14 protein-coding genes are annotated in these 17,505 nt (G+C 44.0%); 3 read left to right on the top strand and 11 right to left on the bottom strand.

From position 1 onward, the window contains the following. Nucleotides 1–290 precede the first annotated feature (290 nt). The 5 genes from ACEN82_RS23245 to ACEN82_RS23225 all read right to left on the bottom strand — a co-directional run bounded on the left by ACEN82_RS23245 (nt 291) and on the right by ACEN82_RS23225 (nt 10,118). The gene (locus ACEN82_RS23245) at nt 291–2,477 is read right to left on the bottom strand and encodes a hypothetical protein (RefSeq protein ID WP_413321136.1); all 2,187 of its coding nucleotides are present in this window, start codon (nt 2,475–2,477) and stop codon (nt 291–293) included. A gap of 73 nt (nt 2,478–2,550) precedes the next feature. Continuing rightward, nucleotides 2,551–3,300 (bottom strand): DUF3823 domain-containing protein, encoded by a 750-nt coding sequence (locus ACEN82_RS23240; RefSeq protein WP_090531079.1) that lies wholly within the window; start codon nt 3,298–3,300, stop codon nt 2,551–2,553. A gap of 13 nt (nt 3,301–3,313) precedes the next feature. Beyond that, nucleotides 3,314–5,224 (bottom strand): RagB/SusD family nutrient uptake outer membrane protein, encoded by a 1,911-nt coding sequence (locus ACEN82_RS23235; RefSeq protein WP_413321137.1) that lies wholly within the window; start codon nt 5,222–5,224, stop codon nt 3,314–3,316. 13 nt (nt 5,225–5,237) lie between these two features. Further along, a complete protein-coding gene (locus tag ACEN82_RS23230; protein ID WP_413321138.1) occupies nt 5,238–8,411 on the bottom strand; it encodes a SusC/RagA family TonB-linked outer membrane protein in 3,174 nt (1,057 codons plus the stop codon). Between the two features lie 519 nt (nt 8,412–8,930). Continuing rightward, entirely contained in the window at nt 8,931–10,118 is a 1,188-nt protein-coding gene (locus ACEN82_RS23225; RefSeq protein WP_413321139.1) for a class I SAM-dependent rRNA methyltransferase, read from the bottom strand. 165 nt (nt 10,119–10,283) lie between these two features. On the opposite strand from ACEN82_RS23225, the gene ACEN82_RS23220 reads away from it, so the two are divergent. Then, on the top strand, nt 10,284–11,138 hold the full coding sequence (locus ACEN82_RS23220; RefSeq protein ID WP_129569848.1) for a DUF2911 domain-containing protein: 855 nt from the start codon (nt 10,284–10,286) through the stop codon (nt 11,136–11,138). Between the two features lie 100 nt (nt 11,139–11,238). On the opposite strand, the gene ACEN82_RS23215 is transcribed toward ACEN82_RS23220, so the two are convergent. From ACEN82_RS23215 to ACEN82_RS23190, 6 genes are all read right to left on the bottom strand, one after another. Next, nucleotides 11,239–12,945, bottom strand: coding sequence for a sodium:solute symporter family protein (locus ACEN82_RS23215; protein ID WP_413321140.1), 1,707 nt, complete (start codon nt 12,943–12,945; stop codon nt 11,239–11,241). 108 nt (nt 12,946–13,053) lie between these two features. After that, nucleotides 13,054–13,245, bottom strand: coding sequence for a hypothetical protein (locus ACEN82_RS23210; RefSeq protein ID WP_090531057.1), 192 nt, complete (start codon nt 13,243–13,245; stop codon nt 13,054–13,056). Nucleotides 13,246–13,437: 192 nt separating this feature from the next. Further along, the gene (locus ACEN82_RS23205) at nt 13,438–14,697 is read right to left on the bottom strand and encodes an RNA polymerase sigma factor (RefSeq protein WP_413321141.1); all 1,260 of its coding nucleotides are present in this window, start codon (nt 14,695–14,697) and stop codon (nt 13,438–13,440) included. Between the two features lie 46 nt (nt 14,698–14,743). Continuing rightward, nucleotides 14,744–15,088 carry a YciI family protein gene (locus ACEN82_RS23200; RefSeq protein WP_090531052.1) on the bottom strand — a complete coding sequence of 115 codons (345 nt, stop codon included), beginning with the start codon at nt 15,086–15,088 and terminating at the stop codon, nt 14,744–14,746. Between the two features lie 34 nt (nt 15,089–15,122). Beyond that, the gene (locus tag ACEN82_RS23195; protein ID WP_413321142.1) at nt 15,123–15,362 is read right to left on the bottom strand and encodes a carboxymuconolactone decarboxylase family protein; all 240 of its coding nucleotides are present in this window, start codon (nt 15,360–15,362) and stop codon (nt 15,123–15,125) included. Next, nucleotides 15,359–15,565 carry a carboxymuconolactone decarboxylase family protein gene (locus tag ACEN82_RS23190; protein ID WP_413321143.1) on the bottom strand — a complete coding sequence of 69 codons (207 nt, stop codon included), beginning with the start codon at nt 15,563–15,565 and terminating at the stop codon, nt 15,359–15,361. Before ACEN82_RS23190 ends, ACEN82_RS23195 begins: the two co-directional genes overlap by 4 nt. Before the next feature lie 214 nt (nt 15,566–15,779). Between ACEN82_RS23190 and ACEN82_RS23185 the strand changes: the two genes are divergently transcribed. Both ACEN82_RS23185 and ACEN82_RS23180 read left to right on the top strand, forming a co-directional pair. Beyond that, nucleotides 15,780–16,238: a DUF1569 domain-containing protein gene (locus ACEN82_RS23185; protein ID WP_413321144.1), complete on the top strand. Its 459-nt coding sequence runs from the start codon at nt 15,780–15,782 to the stop codon at nt 16,236–16,238. A 68-nt stretch (nt 16,239–16,306) separates the two neighbouring features. Beyond that, on the top strand, nt 16,307–17,395 hold the full coding sequence (locus ACEN82_RS23180; RefSeq protein WP_413321145.1) for an acyltransferase family protein: 1,089 nt from the start codon (nt 16,307–16,309) through the stop codon (nt 17,393–17,395). The last annotated feature ends 110 nt before the right edge of the window (nt 17,396–17,505 follow it).

Below are 17,505 nucleotides of genomic sequence, written 5' to 3'. Positions count from 1 at the left end.
GTACTCAAAGAAATTTAAAACAGGGATTGCGCGATTCCCTCCCTCGGGAGGATGTAGGGAGGGATTAATCACCATGCATATTCATTAGCAAAGCCTACAAACCCCTCCCCGCCACAACATTTTCCACCGCACCCCTCCCAAGGGAGGGAATTAAAAAATCTTCCGAATAGCCGTTATCAATACAAGGACAAATTTTTTGAGCGAATTACGGAATCTCTTTTCAAAAAAACTTCCGCACGCGAAATTTCGCGTACGGAAGCATAAATCAACTCTCTCTCAAAAAGACTCTTTTACCATTTAATGCTCACCTTGATACCATCGGGACTGTTGGCAAAGCCCAGGTACAGGGTTTTTGATGATTTATCCCACGAGGATTTTACATCAGCAATGGTTTTTCCTGTATTATCGGTAACTACTGTTTCTTTCGGTTGCGCCGGCAATAAGATCCGGGCGCTGTTTAATGTATTAATCGGGCTTTTGGCTACAAAACTGTAGCTGTTTTCTGTTATAACTTCATCATAAACCCTTGAGGCCGAAGCTAATACTTTTGGTTGCTTTTTATCTTCAACACGTTTAACTACGTATAACAAGGCCTGCTCATTAGGATTAATGATTTTTTTATCCAACACAGGTAACTGCGGATCAAAAAGGTCGATAACGGGGCCTTTAACAGTATATGATTTGCTGTCAGTGTTTTCGTCCATTACCGAAATAATATCATACGGGCCGCGCTCCAGGTACATGCTATTTTTAAATTTTAGCTTACCACCATCGGCATCTTTTTCATAAGCTTGTTTTACAGTTTTGATGAAATTATCATCATTATTAGCCTGCATTACATACTCTTTGGGGTTTTGCCTCAGTACATAAACCGCTCCTTTACCAACAGCAAAACGCTGATCATTCCCGGTTGGGTTTATACCCAGCAGTTTAAACAGATGTTCGGATGGAGCTTTGAAATTATTGCCCTTTGTATCCCACCATTCCATTACCGATTGATAAGGATCATCATCACGACCAGCGTAGATCAGTACACCGCCGTTTTTAACCCATTCGGCCAAATGCTCATGAACTTCAGCCGATACTGGTTTCATGTTGGAGTAGCTCATCACCAAAACTTTGATATCCTTAAGCGATGCCGCATAACCCAGGTTTTCCATGTGTACAGTTTGTACCGGAACGCCGCGTTTTACCAGTGGTAGCGTTTGACCATAGAAGTTAGAGAACTGCGGATCTTCAAAGCCGTTATGTGTTGGGAAGCGCTGGAACATCAGGGTGTTGCTCATCAGCACACCGATTCCATTAACACCAGATACTTTGTTGGTTGAAACAGGCATATCATTCAGCGCGTTTACCATGATCTGCATCTGGGTTGAGTAAAACTGAGGGATCAGTGTTTTTTCATTAGTCCCCAATACCGGGTAGGGGTGTGTATAGATCCTTTCGGGCCATGGCATTACCTCGTAATCGGCAACCATCGGGTACAACAGTTTGGCGGTAAAAGTAGCCTGATAGTTGCGTTTGTAATCGCTCCAGTCATGCACACGGTCTTCAATCGGGTCGGTAAGGAAAAATACTTTACGGCCGGTTGGGGCCGTCATGGATACTACCGAACCATATTCAAGGAAAGCATTTTCAAATACACGCTCCTTTTCTAAGCCATTAAAATAAGTAGGCTCGCGTGAGGTACCCGTCCATACCTGGGCGATGTAACCATCAATACCCGGTAGTGATGCCAGACTTGCCTCCGGACTAACGATTTGCCATGACGAATAATTTACCAGCGAGTGCGTAGCAATAAACACCTTAATGTTCATCCCTTTGCTTTTGCCATACTCCTTGGCGTATGATGATACCTGTTTGATGGTTTCATAGTACAGGTTATATTTTAGCTTGTTGGATAAGTAAGTATTTTCAGGAGATGCGTCCTGTGGTTTCCATGGGAAGCCGTAATATTTTTGCCATTGGTTTTTAAAGCCGGCGCTATACCCGGCACGGGCCCAAAACTCAGGTTCTTCTAAAAAAATGTTGGTGATCCCTACGTCTATTACCCGTTTGACGACGGCAGTTTTCATGTATTCGATAAACGAATCATCGGGCACAACATAAGGCATATCCTTCCCGTGGAAAATTGTATCGCCTCTTTGAGTTACCTGCCCTACGCCAAGGTGGTTTTTACCATCCCATTTACCTAAAAAGTAATCTTTGTAATCGCCCCAGGCAATGCCGGTCATGAAATTTACGTCATAGCCACGGTCGCGCCATGATTTAACGCGTTGCTCAAAGGTCATGTTTGGATGATCGTTGGTACCATAAACAATGGCAATGTCTGATCGTACATCAATTTCGGGCCTCCATGGGCTGCTGGTTTGAAAAGCAGTTTTTTCTTTTAGGGAAGCTGGCTTTGGGTTAGTATCCTGCGCATAAGAGCCGGCAGCAAATGCAAGTCCGCAACAAAAAAGCAGCGTGTTTTTCATAGTTATATTTTATAAAACTGTGTTGGAAGGAACCACTCCCACGGCCCCTCCCTCACACAGGTATTATTTGTTTTTACGGAACCTTTACCTCTTTAACGTCGGTATAATTATAGTAATTAAGGCCATAGGAAACCCTTGCACCTACGCGGATAAAATAGCTCCTTTTACCCGGCAATGCGCCACCAAGCGTGGTAAGACTAAGAGTTTTACCAACCGAGTTATTTGCATCATTACCGCTCAGCTTAGGTGTGTAGCGGTTATCGTAGTTATTATTGCCTACGTAGTTGTTTGAATTAACAAATACAGCCACATCACTTACGTTTTGCTGAAAATTGGGATCGGCAGTACCGCGGGTAACTTTAAAGCTGGTAGTAATGGTACCATCCGCATTTAAAACAGGATCACCAACCCACTCTATCCTTAAAAATGGCTCAACCGAAAAGTTTACGGTAGTTACATCCTTAACATCAACTGTCTGGCTTTTATCAACAATGGTTTTGCCGGCATCGTCAACCTGCACCAATGGCACAAAAGCGCCCTCTGCCGAAATTACATTTTTGCCTGCAAACAGTTTGGTGTTTTGATAAGTACCATCCTGAAATGAGGATATATAAAAAGGGGTTGGGTTAGCGCTCCAGCTTATCTCCAATAATTTGATGCGGGTGCCTGAACCTTGTTCTGTTTGCAGGCTTTTGCCTGTACCTGCATCCGTTACGGTGCCTTTTAAGGTAACATTGGGAGCGGCATAATTATCAACTTTTTTGCATGAGCTGCCTGCGGCAACCAATACACTTAATGCTATGCTATAAAATAGTTTTTTCATCTCTCTCTTAAAATTAATAACCCGGATTTTGAATTAAATTCTGGCTTTTCTGGATCTCGCCCTGCGGAATCTGCTCATAGTACCAGCGTACATCAAAAGTGTACCTTGAATTACGCTCGTCTAAGCGGGCATCAAAGAAATACTTACCATCATTGGCCGAATAGAAAGGCATCAGCGTGCGGTAAATAGTACTGTTTTGTTCTTTATCAGCTACCCTCCAGCGGCGCATATCCCAGTATTGTTTGTTTTCAAAACCAAGCTCTTTTTTGCGCTCTTTACGTACCACATTAATGGTTAGGTCGGCAGTACCGGTTAAAAGGTTGGCACCACCACGTTCACGGATAGCGTTAATTTGCGTAAAGGCATCCTGTAGATAGCTTTTATCCGACTGGCCTAACGAGTTCAACTCTACAGCAGCCTCGGCACGGTTAAGCAATACTTCGGCATAACGCAATTCTATCCAGGTTTGATCAGAACGGTTTTCCAATACTTCAGATGTTGGTTTATCCGGTACGATGTATTTACGGATAGAGAACCCGGAAACAGAATTGGTACCATCGCCTGTGAAATAACCGCTTAAACCGGCAGGGTTCATAGTTGTGCCGTTTGGCAATTTGTATGGCGTTTGGCTGGCGTTGGCCGATTGCACAATATTATCAGTAGGATAATGAGCAGTAGAACCTGCAGGCAACAGCGGGCTGATACCACCTGCCGAAGAGCCTGTATAAATCCCCCTGCGGATTTCGATGCTTACACCTTTCATTACATCACCCGGCAAAACTACGGTTGCCCTTAACCTTGGCTCGGCATTGGCAAATATATCCATGGTGTTGGTGTACAGATCGTATTTACCACCGGTTGTAGTTTTGATAGTACCATCTGCATTTTTAGGAAAGCCGTCAAACATCTCCACAAAATCCAGCGTAGGGTTAACTTCAGATGAGTAACCATTAGCACCCATCAACTGGCGTGGCACATTGTAGGCATCATAACCATGTACCGATTCAGGGTAGTGATACTGACGAACAAATATGTTTTCAGGGCTTGATGCATCAAAAAACATGTTCACGTAGTTTAGGTACTGCGCATTTTTATCACCCGCAGCCCACGCTTTTTTGTATAAGCTGTATCTACCATCAAGCAATGCCGCTGCATCATAAGCTGCTTTAAAATAAGTAACCGCTTTTGCTGCCGGGATACCACAAAGCCTGTTGCCGCTGCCATCAACCAATGTGATCTGGTTGTATTTAGCTATTGTACCGGCGTAAAGCATTGCCCTTGATTTGAAACCGGCAGCTGCATACTTGCTGGCCCTGCCTGCCTGGTTAGTTTCAGGTAGATTGGTATAAGCATAATCCAGATCGGTGCCGATAAAATCATAGATCTTTTCTTCAGACGAACGAGGTATTTTCAGTTCTTCGATGCTTTGCTCCGGATAGTTAAGCACTTTATCAACAAGCGGCACACCACCGTAACGTTTAACCAATGCAAAGTATGTAGCAGCACGAACAAACCTTGCTTCACCTAACCAGTTGTTTACCTGGTCGCTGGTGAAGTTGCTGGCGTATTTAGGCAGCGTTTCGGCAAAATAATTGGCATCCCTGATAACCCTGTAGCAATCGCCCCAGGTTGATAGGCCTGTGTTTTCCTGCATTGACCCGTTCTGATCACGGCTTAAAGCCTCGCCGGTGGTGGCGCTTGTAGGGCTGATGATCCAGAACATATTTAAACCTCTTTCGGGCGAATACCTGAAATCTTCGATAGGTAATTCACTGTACAGCCTTGACATGTAGGCCTGAATTCCCGCGGCTGTTGCAAAAACGTCATCGTCTTTAACAATACTTGGGGGCAGGGTATCCAGCTTTTTACATGCCGTTGTCCAGCAAAGTAAAAAAGCCAATATCGTATATGTGTATTTTTTCATGATCTGTAATGGATTATAGTTTAACATTTACACCGATTGAATAAATTTTATCTAAGGGGTATAAATAGCCGTAGTTGGCCGATGGGTGTTCAGGGTCAAGATATTTCAAACCTGTAATGGTTAACATGTTGTACCCGTTCACAAAGATCCTTGCGCCTTTAATACCAACCTTTTTGGCGGCTGCGGCAGGAATGCTGTAGCCAATTTCAGCAGATTTTAACCTCACATAAGCCGCACTGTGAATGTTTGACAATGAATTGGTATTGGCGGTTGTACCGGTAAGTGCGAATGTACCTGGAGTCCAAACGGTGTTCGGATCATAAGGATCGGCTTTAGGATCGGTTGGGTGATACCTGTCCATGAACATAGATAGGGCACTGCCGCCACCCCATAGCGGGATGTTCAACTGTTCGATGTAGGATACGTTAATACCCGCAGCTCCCTGCCATACGGTATTGATATCAAAGCCTTTGTATGAACCGCCCAGTGTTAAACCAAATGTAGTTGAAGGTACGCTGTAATTGTTGTTACTTACGTTTTGTGCTATCGGGTGCACGTCCTGATCGTTGATCACGCCGTCGCCGTTCCAATCCTGCAAAATGTAATCACCAACTACCGCGTTACGTGATACAAACTGCGGGCTGTTCAGGATCTGCTGATAGTTTTGGAACTGGCCATCGGCACCAAAACCCCAGAATATGTTGTTATAGCGGTTGTCGTTATTATTATGCCAATTAAGCTGTGAGTTACCGTAAGCAGAGTGAACCTTGCTAATCCATTGTGTGCGGGTATACCCGAATGTACCTTTAACAAAATAGTTAAAGCTGCCTATGTGGTAACGATGGTTTATTTCAATATCAAACCCTTGGGCACGATCGCTGTTAAGGTTTTCCTGTGGTAAACCGGCGCCTACTACGCCCGGCAGGTTATCGGCACGGGTATCAAGCAAACCGCTCCTGTCGCGCCTGAAGGCATCAACAGTTAAACCTAACAAACCATTCCAGGCCTGCAGGTCGATACCGGCATTGTATGTTTTTGCAACAAACCAAAAAATGTAAGGGTTGGGAATGCCGCGGCTTTGCGCACCGTTCACAAATGTACCGTCAAATACCGAGCCCGGAGGCAACCTATTGTTGTCGCCATCAGCAGGGTAGTTATAACCTGTAAGATATTGATAAGCGTCGAGTTTGTCATCGTCTCCCAGTTTAGCGTATGATAAACGGATCTTCAGGTCGTCAATAAACGAAAGGGCTTTAGCATTTTTCCAGAAACCTTCCTGTGAAATCCTCCAGCCTGCAGACGCACCCGGGAAGAAGCCCCAACGTTTAAGCGGCGAGTTTTTAGAGTTGGCATCATCCCTGAAGCTAAATTCAACCAGGTATTTCGATTTGTAATCGTAGTTTACACGACCAACAAATGATTTGGTTACAAAATCATAAGGCCAGCCGCCGTCAACGGTAGCAGTTTGATTTAACGCATTACCTGCCGATAGCTGATCAACAGGCAGTGAAAGCTGACGCTGTGCGTTAAAATTATCGCCTTTTCGCTCGCTTTCTTCATAAAGCGCTAAGGCCGTAACATTATGCCCACCTTTAAACTGCTTAGCATAGTTTAACGAAAGCTGCATCAAAGTGCTTGGCTTTTCATAAAACTGACGGGTGAGTGAACCCGGAGTTTGATTAGCAATAGGCGCGTAGGTATTGCTGTTGGCGTCATAGTTATACTGGTTATATGAGCGCTGATAAATTTTATTACTTGAGAAATAGTAATCGTAGTTATACAAGCCCTTAGCACTTAAACCCGGTACAAAAGGCACATTGTACGTTGCAGATACCGAAGACTGTAACCACTTGTTAGCAATTTGTTTGTAACCATCAACATTGGCATCGGCCATTGCAACAGGGTTTGAACCATCAACCTCGCCATTATTCAGGTAAGCCGGATTGTTGTTGGCATAGATACTTTGGGTAGGCACCTGTCTCCAAAACGAGCGGATAATCCACCATGCATCCTGGTAAGGTTGATTCTTTTGTTCGAGCGTACCGCTCAGGTTTACATCAACAGTAAGGTTTTTATTGATTTTGGTGGTAAGGTTGGATCGCAGGTTATATTTTTTGTAGTTCAGGTCTCCACTTTTGAAAAAGCCGTCCTGATCGGTAATACCCATACTTACAAAATAGCTGCTGTTATCGGTACCGCCTGTTGCATTCAGGTTATGCTGTTGCTGGGGAGCGCTATTAGCAAAAACAGGGCTATACCAATCTGTGCTTGTTTTTGAGCCATTTTTATAGGCTGCAAAATCAGCATCGGTATATTTAACCTGCCCGCCGTTAACGTTATGCAGCAACTGCTCGTTAACCAGGGTCATGAAATCAACAGCGCCAACAGGTTTTGGCATGTACGATGGGATTTGCCAGCCATAGGTACCTGAGTAGTTAAGATCAACCATACCTTTTTTACCTTTCTTGGTAGTTACGATAACCACACCGTTTGCAGCACGCACACCGTAGATAGCGGCCGATGCATCCTTCAGTACCGAGACACTTTCGATATCGTTAGGATCGAGGCGGCTGATGTTATCGCGGGGAATCCCGTCAATAACTACCAGCGGGTTACCAAAACCACGGATATCAAAAGCATTGCTGAATGATCCCGGCTCAGACGTGTTCTGAGTAATACGAACACCAGCCACTTTACCGGCAAGCATATTCAGCACGTTCTCGTTTTTAGTAGTCACGATTTCGCTGTTGGTAACCGATGCAACCGATCCGGTCACCGTTGCTTTACGCTGGGTACCGTAACCTACCACAACCACCTCGTTCATGTTGGTGGCGTTTGGCTCAAGCTTAATGGTGATGCTTTTCTGATTACCTACATTTACTTCCAGTGCAACGTAACCCAGGAAAGTGAAAACCAGCGTTTGGCTTGGTTCGGCATTGATGTTAAACTGGCCGTTAACATTAGTAGTTGTACCATTGGGCGTACCTTTAAGCTTAACGCTTACACCGGGCAGTGGCTGCCCATGCTCGTCATTTACTACACCGGTTATTTTGCTGCCCTGAGCAAAAGCCGAAGTACACATGGCTAAAAATAAAAGGGCGGTTATGCAGCATTGAAGCATCCCTTTAATTTTAGCACGATAACGGATGCGATGGCATCCATCATAATTGGTAAAATTTTCGTACATAAATAATTGGTTAATGGGTTTATAACTCTTGCCAAAAAGGGAAGCAAAAACCATTAAACAGGGATGGTTAAACCCGCTTAATACATATCATGTTTTCCATTTGGCACAGCAATGATATAGCGGGTGGTATTAAAACGGGGGTTAAAAAAGGGGTTAATTGGACTAAAATTTTATTAACCGTACAAAAATTAACCGCTTTTTTAAGCGGATGGAAGGGTTAATTAAAGAAAACTGCCCCAGGTTTAGCGATAGCGTAACCTGGGGTGATAGATTATAACCGGTTTATGAAATGGACAAAAAACATGTCATTGCGAGCGATAGCGCGGCAATCGCACGGAAGCAGAGCCGCCCTGTATAGCATGCGATTGCCACGTCGCGCCCTCGCTCATTTCCGTTCCGCTCCTCGCAATGACATTTTTTTATCGTATTTGAAAACCCAATATCATAAATGCCGAAGGCCTGTTTTGCTACGCAAAACAGGCCTTCGGCTAACGTTCCCCCTTTAGGGGGGGAGGGCGACTAAAACACCCGGCAAAGCAAACCTTTCAGATACTCGCCTTCGGGGAAGGAAGCACGTACCGGATGGTCTTCGGGTTGATGGAACTGGTAGATAAACTGAACCTGTTTACCCGCATCAAGCGCGGCCCAGGCAATTACCTGTTTAAAGGTTTCCATATCCATAGCACCCGAGCAGGAATAGGTTGCCAGCAAGCCTCCCTCATTAAGCAGCAGCATACCCAAACGGTTCAAATCTTTATAAGCCCTCGAAGCACGGGTGAGCGCCGAGCGTGATGGCGCATATTTAGGCGGATCGAGTACGATTACATCAAACTTCTCGCCCTCATCCCTGAATTTGCGCAGCTGCACATTCACGTCGGATTTAATAGCCGTGTGTTTGGTTGCATCCAGTTTATTCAGCCTGATATTTTCGGCCAGCGTTTCAATAGCTAACGCCGAGCTGTCTACACTGGTTACTGATGCGGCGCCTTCTTTAAGGCTGTTCAGCGTAAAGCCGCCGGTATAACAAAAGCAGTCCAGTACCTTTTTATCTTTAGTATGTACAGCCAACACATGACGATTATCGCGCTGATCACAATAAAAGCCGGATTTTTGGCCTTCGGTGATATTGATACCGTAAATAACGTTGTTTTCTATCACCTCAACCAGCTCAGGCGGCGGACTGCCAGCAAGTACTTTATTCTCAGCTTCGGCCAGCCCTTCGTGGGCACGTGAAGCATTATCACTTTTATCCGAAATACTTTCGGGATTCAGCAGTTTTTTTAGTTCATCAATAATAACAGGCATCACATTTTGAATACCCGAGGTAAGTACCTGCACGGCTAAATGCCCTGCATATTTATCAACGATAAGTCCCGGTAAATAGTCAGATTCGCTGAAGATCAACCGGCAGGTATTGGTACCGTTAGCCAATATGTTATTACGGCTTTTAACCGCGGTTGCTACTTTTTCACGGAACCAGGCTTCGTTTACCTGTACATCCTTGTCCCACTCCAGCAAGCGCAAAGTAACCCTCGACTGATCGTTATAAAAGCCATAGGCCATAAATTCGCCCTGTGTATTCACTAAGCGAACCACATCGCCATTGGCAGGTTTGCCCTTTACTTTTTCAATCGCTCCTGAAAATACCCAGGGATGCCTTTGCAGTACGGCTTTTTCTTTACCCTTCTTTAATATAACGTCAATCATGGGTGCAAAGGTAATAAAGCGCTGGCAATTTTAGCTTTGCAGCAACGCGGCCTTCATTTATTACGTATTTGTATTAAGGCTTCTAAACCTTGAAAATATTTTTAGGTCATACACAATAATATCCGCATTAAAACATTTGGTATCTTAGATTCGAAAACTATAATCATGAAAAAAACCTACGTACTCCTGTTCAGTATGCTGATAGCGTGCTGTTGTTTTAGCTCAAAGTCATACGCCCAGATACCCCGCATACCTGAGGCCAGCTCAACTCAAACCATCATCCAGGATTTCGGATTAGGGAAAATAACCATCACTTATTCCCGTCCAAATGTTAAAGACCGCAAAATATTCGGGGGCATTATCCCTTACGGCGAAGTTTGGCGTACCGGCGCCAACGCGGCAACAACCATCACTTTTACCGAAAAAGTTGTTATTGAAGGTAACCCTGTACCTGCAGGCACTTATTCGCTATTCAGCATCCCAACTAAAGGCGAATGGACTATCATCTTAAACAAAGTTGTAAAACAATGGGGTGCTTATAGTTACAAGCAAGACCAGGATTTTCTGCGTTTTAATATCAAGCCAATCCGCGTGAGCGAAAAACGCGAAACATTTACTATGGCTTTTGTTAATACAACTACCAAATCAACCGACCTTGTTTTGGTTTGGGACAAGACCGCGGCCTATATCCACATGGAAACTGATGACGACGCCAAAATTACAGCTAATATTGATGAGCTGATGAAAGGCGACCGCAAACCATACTATTTCAACGCCATACAATACTACTACGAAAACCATAAAGACGTTGATAAAGCCCTTGGCTGGGTTTACGAAGCCGAAAAAATTGAGCCTAAAGGCCCATGGTATAAGCTATGGGAGTCGCGTTTGTTACTGCGTAAAGGTGATAAAGCCGGTGCTATAGCAGCTGCAGAAGCCGGTATTGCCTTAGCCAACGCCGACAAAGATGAAGAATATGCCCGCTTAAACCAGGAAGCCCTGGACCAGGCTAAGCGATAGCCCTAAGCTCCACCCAGCCCTCGCCGGAAGGGAGGGCTTTAAAAAGAAAATCGCTGTTTTTTATAGGAAATGGCGATTTTCTTTTATGAATTGATAATATTCAGAAAGTCTCCCCAACCGGGGGAGATTTAGAGGGGGCTTTACTGATCAACCACGCAATCACAATCAATAAAACAGCACCGATAGCATTGAGCCACAAATAAGCGATTGCATCAAAATAGCCCAGGATACAAATAATTGCTTCCGTTATAACTGCCGCTATAAATACCGCAGTTCCTTTTATTTTTTTAAGATAGAAGGCCACTATGAACACTCCAAGGATGGTTCCGTAAATATAAGAGCCCAATTGGTTTACGGCTTCTAACAGATTACCTATACGGCTGGCGTAAAGGGCCATCCCAATGCAAACCAGGCCCCAGAACACCGTTGCCAGGCGCGATGCATTTAAATAATTCTGATCTGTGGCGTTGGGATTAACAATGCGTTTGTAAATATCAACCACACTGGTTGATGCTAATGAATTTAAAGCACTCGCGGTTGAGCCCATAGAGGCCAGAAAAATAATGGCCATCAGTAATCCTATCAAACCTTTGGGCAGATACTGGGTAACAAAGGTAAGGAATACGTAGTTGGTATCGTTATCATCGGCCTTGGGGTTATTTTTCTTCATCAGTTCAATAGCGTTTTGCCTGATGAGGCGGGCCTTAGTGTCGGCCACCTTTAATTGATCTTTGGCATAACCGATCCGATCTTCATTTTTACTGTCGATGGCTTTTATCAACTCGTTAGCCTTGATCTTTTTTTGCTCAAAAGCCTGGCCATATTGCTGATTGAGATGGTCGTATTCCGCAGCGTAAACGCTTTTTTGAATTTGTTTAACCTCATACTGGTTAAAAAACATTGGCGGGCGGTTAAACTGGTAAAACGCAAAAACCAGCACCCCTATCAGCAGGATCAGGAATTGCATCGGGATCTTGATCAGGCCATTCATGATTAGCCCGAGGCGGCTTTGCCCTACCGAGCTGCCTGTTAAATAACGGCCAACCTGGCTTTGATCTGTACCAAAATATGAAAGCTGTAAAAAGAAGCCCCCAATCAACCCGCTCCAAACGGTATAACGGTTATTGGGGTCGAATTTCCAGTCTATCACGTTCATACGGCCCATTTTACCGGCCATTTTGAGCGAGCTCATGAAGCTTACATTGCCGGGCAACAGGTAAACAACCAGTACTCCTGCCAAAAACATCCCCGTAAAAATAATGCTCATTTGTAATAGCTGGGTATATGACACAGCCTTACTACCGCCATAAACGGTATAAACAATTACCAGCCCACCTATAAACAGTGTAGTGTAAACCGTATTAATATTTAATATGGTTGAGAGGATGATAGACGGAGCATAAATGGTAATGCCGGTTGAAAGGCCGCGCTGAACCAGGAAGAGGAACGATGTAAGCGCCCGGGTTTTCAGATCAAAACGCTGTTCCAAAAATTCGTAAGCAGTATAAACCTTAAGGCGATGGAAAATGGGGACAAAGGTGATACAAAGTACGATCATGGCCAGGGGCAGCCCGAAGTAGAACTGCACAAAACGCATCCCGTCTGAATAAGCCTGGCCCGGCGCCGAAAGAAAGGTAATAGCACTTGCCTGGGTAGCCATTACCGATAAGCCCACATGGTACCAGGGTAAAGAACGGCTGCCCATCAAAAACTGGTCGATATTTTTATTATTGCCGCTTTTCCATATGCCATAAAGCACTATAGAAAATATGGTAAGGCCTAAAACAATCCAGTCGGTTAAACTCATTCAAAGAATTTGGTAATGAGCCAGAATACTAAAACTAAAAAAACCAGCCATGCGGCAACAATGCCGTAAAACTGGTTCCAATTTTTTATAAATGAAGGTAGGTCAGGATCAGGCCTCTTCATTACGGCCACGAACTAACACGGCGATATATGCAGCAGCAGTTAACAAGCCTAAAACACCACCTACAAAAATCCAGGTAAAGCCTTTTTCAATAATACCGCCTACAAATAAGCCAGAGATTAATCCTACCAAATAGTATATGTAATCAAAGTTTTCTTTTTCTTCTTTATGGTGTCCCATGATGTTATGTATATGATTGCAGCAAAAATAGGTGATTAATTGAATTTTACCAAAGTTTGTTTTGTAAAAGGATTGTGCGGTTTAAAAGCTCATAAATGACACCAATTATTCAGTCGGTGTCCGGTTGGTTTTAAATGCACTATCGTTGTAAATATGCCAACAACTTTGCGGTATGCATGAACCAATACCCTTTCAACTATTGTAAGGAGGCTCTTCCTGCAAGTTTTTTAACCGCTCAACATTTCCCGCCATAATTGCCTTATCATTTGCAGAAGTAGCCAGGTTCATAGCTGTTTCGTAATGCCCTAAGGCTTTTTGATTATCTATGCCGGTATACAGGTTGCCCAGCAGCGAATAATAAAAGTGGTTATTGCTCAGGTTCAGTTTTTCGGCTTCGGCTATTGCAGCCGGTTTTCCATTGGCTTTGGCAAGGGCGAAAGTACGGTTCAGCGCGGCGATGGGCGAATACTCCAGTATAAGGAGGCTATTGTAAAGCTGTAATATATTTTCCCATTTTTCGGCAGCATCTTCCTTAAAGGTATGCCAATAAGCAATGCCGGCTTCGAGGTGATATTTAGTTATTGAAGTTCCGGTTGAAGCCTGGTTCAGGTAATGGATACCTTTGTTGATCAGGTCCCTGTCCCAAAGTGATTCATCCTGATCATCATAAAGGATCATTGCGCCATGATCATTGGTGCGGGCCTCAAACCGCGACGCGTGGAAACACATCAGCGCAAAAAGTGCATTTACGGCAGGAGTGTTGGTGGCTGGATTTTCAATAAGGAGGTAATTAAGCCGCATAGCTTCAGTACAAAGATCACGGCGGAGGGTAACATTTTGGGAGATTGAGTAATATCCCTCAGAAAACAGCAGGTAAATGGTTGTTAAAACAGTTTCCAGCCTGTTGCCGATCTCGCTAAGGCCTGGCTGTTGGATCCGGATTCCGGCTTCTTTCAGTTTTTCCTTTGCGCGGTTTATCCGTTTGTATATCACCTCCTTGTTTGCTAAAAAAGCATCGGTAATTTCCTGTACGCCAAAACCGCAAAGCAGGTTAAGGGCAAGCGCCACCTGCGACTCGGCCGAAATAACCGGGTTGCAAACTGTAAAGATCATGGCCAACTGGCTATCAGCTATGTTTTTGGCAGACAGGTCGATCTCTATTTCGCCTGTGCTGTCGGTAGTATATTTTATTTCGGGCAAAAGCTTTTGCTTAAAAATCGTGTCCCGTTTCAGGTAATTTTTGGTTTTATTTTTTGCAACGGTATAAAGCCATGCCGTCGGATTATCAGGTAAACCTTTCAGGCTCCAATTTTCAGTGGCTGAAAGGAAGGTGTCGCTCACAATATCTTCGGCAATTTCAATATGTTCAATACCAAAAAGGCGGCAAAGCACAGCTGCAATTTTCCGGTACTCGGTGCGGAACAGGTGAGGTAAAAGTTCTTGGGGTTGCATAGGTTAAAATAAAAATGCCTTTGCAAAAGTACAAAGGCATTTTATTTTATACGGCAGGCACAGCCATTCGTACTTCAACGGTGGCTCCCCATTGCAATATCGGGCAGCCTTTGGCAATTTCAACGGCCTCATCGTAATCTTCGGCCCTGATTATGAACAACCCGCCTATTGATTCCTTAATTTCGGCATAAGGACCATTGATCACGGTATTTTGCTTAATTGTCCGGCCATCGCCATCCCAGCGTTTGGGAGCACCAACCAGTTTGTTTTGGGCCGCGATGCCGCCTATCCAATCCTGGAAAGGTTTTATAGCTGCCTGCATTTGTTCGGGCGAGGGACTGGCATCTTTACTTTTCAGATCCCTGTGGATCACTAACAAAAATTCATTCATAAGGCTATGTTTTAATGGCGTTAATATAAGCTGTTTATGCAAACTGGCCAACCTGGTATGTGCCGGGCGTATTTGGGAACGATAGGTTGATGCGGTTCCAGGTGTTAATGGTGGTAACGGCCAGCGTAAGGTCTATCAGTTCTTCATCACTAAACTGCGCCTTGGCTATGTTGTACACTTCGTCGGTTACATGGCAGGCGGTAACAGCTTCGGCCCAGGCGAAGGCGGCCCTTTCACGATCGGTATAGTAAGGTGATTCTTCCCAGGCGCTCAAGCCGTATAAACGTTGTTCGGTTTCGCCTTTGGCATATAGTGCATGTCAAGACAATAAGCGCATTTATTGATCTGTGATACCCTGAAGTTTACCAACTCACGAAGGGATAACTCAAGGGGCGACTTTTTAAGATAAGTATTGATACCGAATAATGGTTTTAAGGCATTTTGGCCTTTTTCCCACATGCTGATTCTCTGTTCCATTTTGTTTTAAATTTATGTTGTTAAAACCCAATGACAACCGTGCCTGGCAGATTGGACAAAATGAAAAAAATATTTTTTATTTTTTTTAAGATCGGAATTCATATCGGGAATTTGTGTTGGGCGGCATCTAATGCACCGCCCGCTTCGCGGATTTTCCGGTTTAACTACATATACATGTAATACATCTCTGTATAAAAATACCTATCTTTCCCTCATGGCCTTACCCAATATTTTCACTGCACAGGTAGCTGATGATGTAATCAGCCGGATCAACAAGCTTACGCCTCAAACCTCGCCGGGGTGGGGTAAAATGAACGTTGCACAAATGTTGGCGCACTGCTGTGTAACGTACGAAATGGTGTATGAAGATAAGCACCCCAAACCCGGCTTGTTCATGAAACTGATCCTGAAAATGCTGGTTAAAAACAAGGTGGTGAGTGAAACTCCATATAAACACAACAACCCTACAGCGCCTGCCTTTCTTATTACCGGCGAAAGGGATTTCAATACCGAAAAAAACAGGTTGATAGCCTACATCCAAAAAACACAGCAGCTGGGCGAAAAAGCTTTTGATGGCCGCGAGTCGCATTCGTTTGGTCCCTTAACCATTACCGAATGGAGCAATATGTTTTATAAACATATTGACCATCACCTCACCCAGTTTGGCTGTTAAGCGCATAGTTTGAACATACGGTTAAATTTTCCTTTCTTTACCGGCATACAGGTAAATCGATATAGTGCATGGAAAAACTAAGCCCCGCCATCCTTAAAACCAAACAGCATTTTGAAATTCTTGACGGCCTTCGGGGCATAGCAGCTATTGCAGTTGTTACTTTCCATTTTATGGAGATTGCTTATTCCGACTACAGCAAGGATTTTATAGGTCATGGCTTTTTAGCGGTTGATTTTTTCTTTTGCCTGTCGGGCTTTGTTATTGGCTATGCTTATGACGACAGGATCGGCAAAATGGGCATAAAGGAATTTTTCAAATCGAGGTTGATCAGGCTGCACCCGCTTGTTGTTTTTGGCTCGGTATTGGGCTTGTTAGGGTTTATATTTGATCCATTTAATGCCCAACCCATAGCCCGTAGTGCGGGCAGTATACTACTATTATTTCTCAGCTCCATATTAATGATTCCTAACCCGACAATGAATGAACGGTATTTTAACTTGTTTGGGTTTAATGCACCTGCCTGGTCATTGTTTTGGGAATATGTAGCTAACATTGTTTATGCACTTGTGCTTTGTCGCCTTCAGCGGCGCTACCTGATTGTCCTTGCTGCAATTTCTGCCGTAGGTATTTGCTATGTGGCAGCTCACTCAGGTAATTTAATGGGCGGTTGGAGCGGCGGAACTTTCTGGGATGGAGGTGTACGTATAGCTTATTCTTTTACTGCTGGTTTGCTGGTTTACCGTTATAACCTTATCGTCAAAAATAAGCTTGGTTTTATCGGTCTTTCTATTTTGTTGATGCTGGCTTTCCTGTCTCCGTTCTCAACATGGAACTGGCTTACAGAGCCTTTTATAGTTATCATTTATTTCCCGTTAATGGTTTCGCTGGGAGCAGGTGCTGTTCTTAACAACAGCTTACGTAAAATATGTGTTTTTTCGGGGAATATCTCTTATCCCTTATATATGACGCATTACTTTGTGATGTGGATGTTTGGCAGCTACTATGCAGCGAATAAGCCCGATGCTGCTCACCTGGCGTATATCATTATACCCGGATTAGTTGTATTAGTTACATTTGCTTACCTGGTTATGATAGGTTACGATATCCCCCTGCGTCGTTACCTAACCGAAAGAAGAAAAAAACAGGCTGTCAAATAACTGAATGGCTATTCGTTTGCTTAATTAAAGATTAAGGAGGGGGTTAGCCAACGGTTAAATTAAAACCTGTATGTTTAAAATGCCGGAAAAGTGTTTTTTATACACTAAAA

The sequence above is a fragment of the Mucilaginibacter sp. Mucisp73 genome, from assembly GCF_059491465.1.
The sequence above is the reverse complement of the archived record's forward strand: the minus strand, read 5'-3'. Positions and strand labels throughout refer to the sequence as shown.

Bases quoted from the DNA above. Each gene is read 5' to 3' on its own strand.
- ACEN82_RS23245 (WP_413321136.1), bottom strand. From the start codon at position 2,477: ATGAAAAACACGCTGCTTTTTTGTTGCGGACTTGCATTTGCTGCCGGC.
- ACEN82_RS23240 (WP_090531079.1), bottom strand. From the start codon at position 3,300: ATGAAAAAACTATTTTATAGCATAGCATTAAGTGTATTGGTTGCCGCA.
- ACEN82_RS23235 (WP_413321137.1), bottom strand. From the start codon at position 5,224: ATGAAAAAATACACATATACGATATTGGCTTTTTTACTTTGCTGGACA.
- ACEN82_RS23230 (WP_413321138.1), bottom strand. From the start codon at position 8,411: ATGTACGAAAATTTTACCAATTATGATGGATGCCATCGCATCCGTTAT.
- ACEN82_RS23225 (WP_413321139.1), bottom strand. From the start codon at position 10,118: ATGATTGACGTTATATTAAAGAAGGGTAAAGAAAAAGCCGTACTGCAA.
- ACEN82_RS23220 (WP_129569848.1), top strand. From the start codon at position 10,284: ATGAAAAAAACCTACGTACTCCTGTTCAGTATGCTGATAGCGTGCTGT.
- ACEN82_RS23215 (WP_413321140.1), bottom strand. From the start codon at position 12,945: ATGAGTTTAACCGACTGGATTGTTTTAGGCCTTACCATATTTTCTATA.
- ACEN82_RS23210 (WP_090531057.1), bottom strand. From the start codon at position 13,245: ATGGGACACCATAAAGAAGAAAAAGAAAACTTTGATTACATATACTAT.
- ACEN82_RS23205 (WP_413321141.1), bottom strand. From the start codon at position 14,697: ATGCAACCCCAAGAACTTTTACCTCACCTGTTCCGCACCGAGTACCGG.
- ACEN82_RS23200 (WP_090531052.1), bottom strand. From the start codon at position 15,088: ATGAATGAATTTTTGTTAGTGATCCACAGGGATCTGAAAAGTAAAGAT.
- ACEN82_RS23190 (WP_413321143.1), bottom strand. From the start codon at position 15,565: ATGGAACAGAGAATCAGCATGTGGGAAAAAGGCCAAAATGCCTTAAAA.
- ACEN82_RS23185 (WP_413321144.1), top strand. From the start codon at position 15,780: ATGGCCTTACCCAATATTTTCACTGCACAGGTAGCTGATGATGTAATC.
- ACEN82_RS23180 (WP_413321145.1), top strand. From the start codon at position 16,307: ATGGAAAAACTAAGCCCCGCCATCCTTAAAACCAAACAGCATTTTGAA.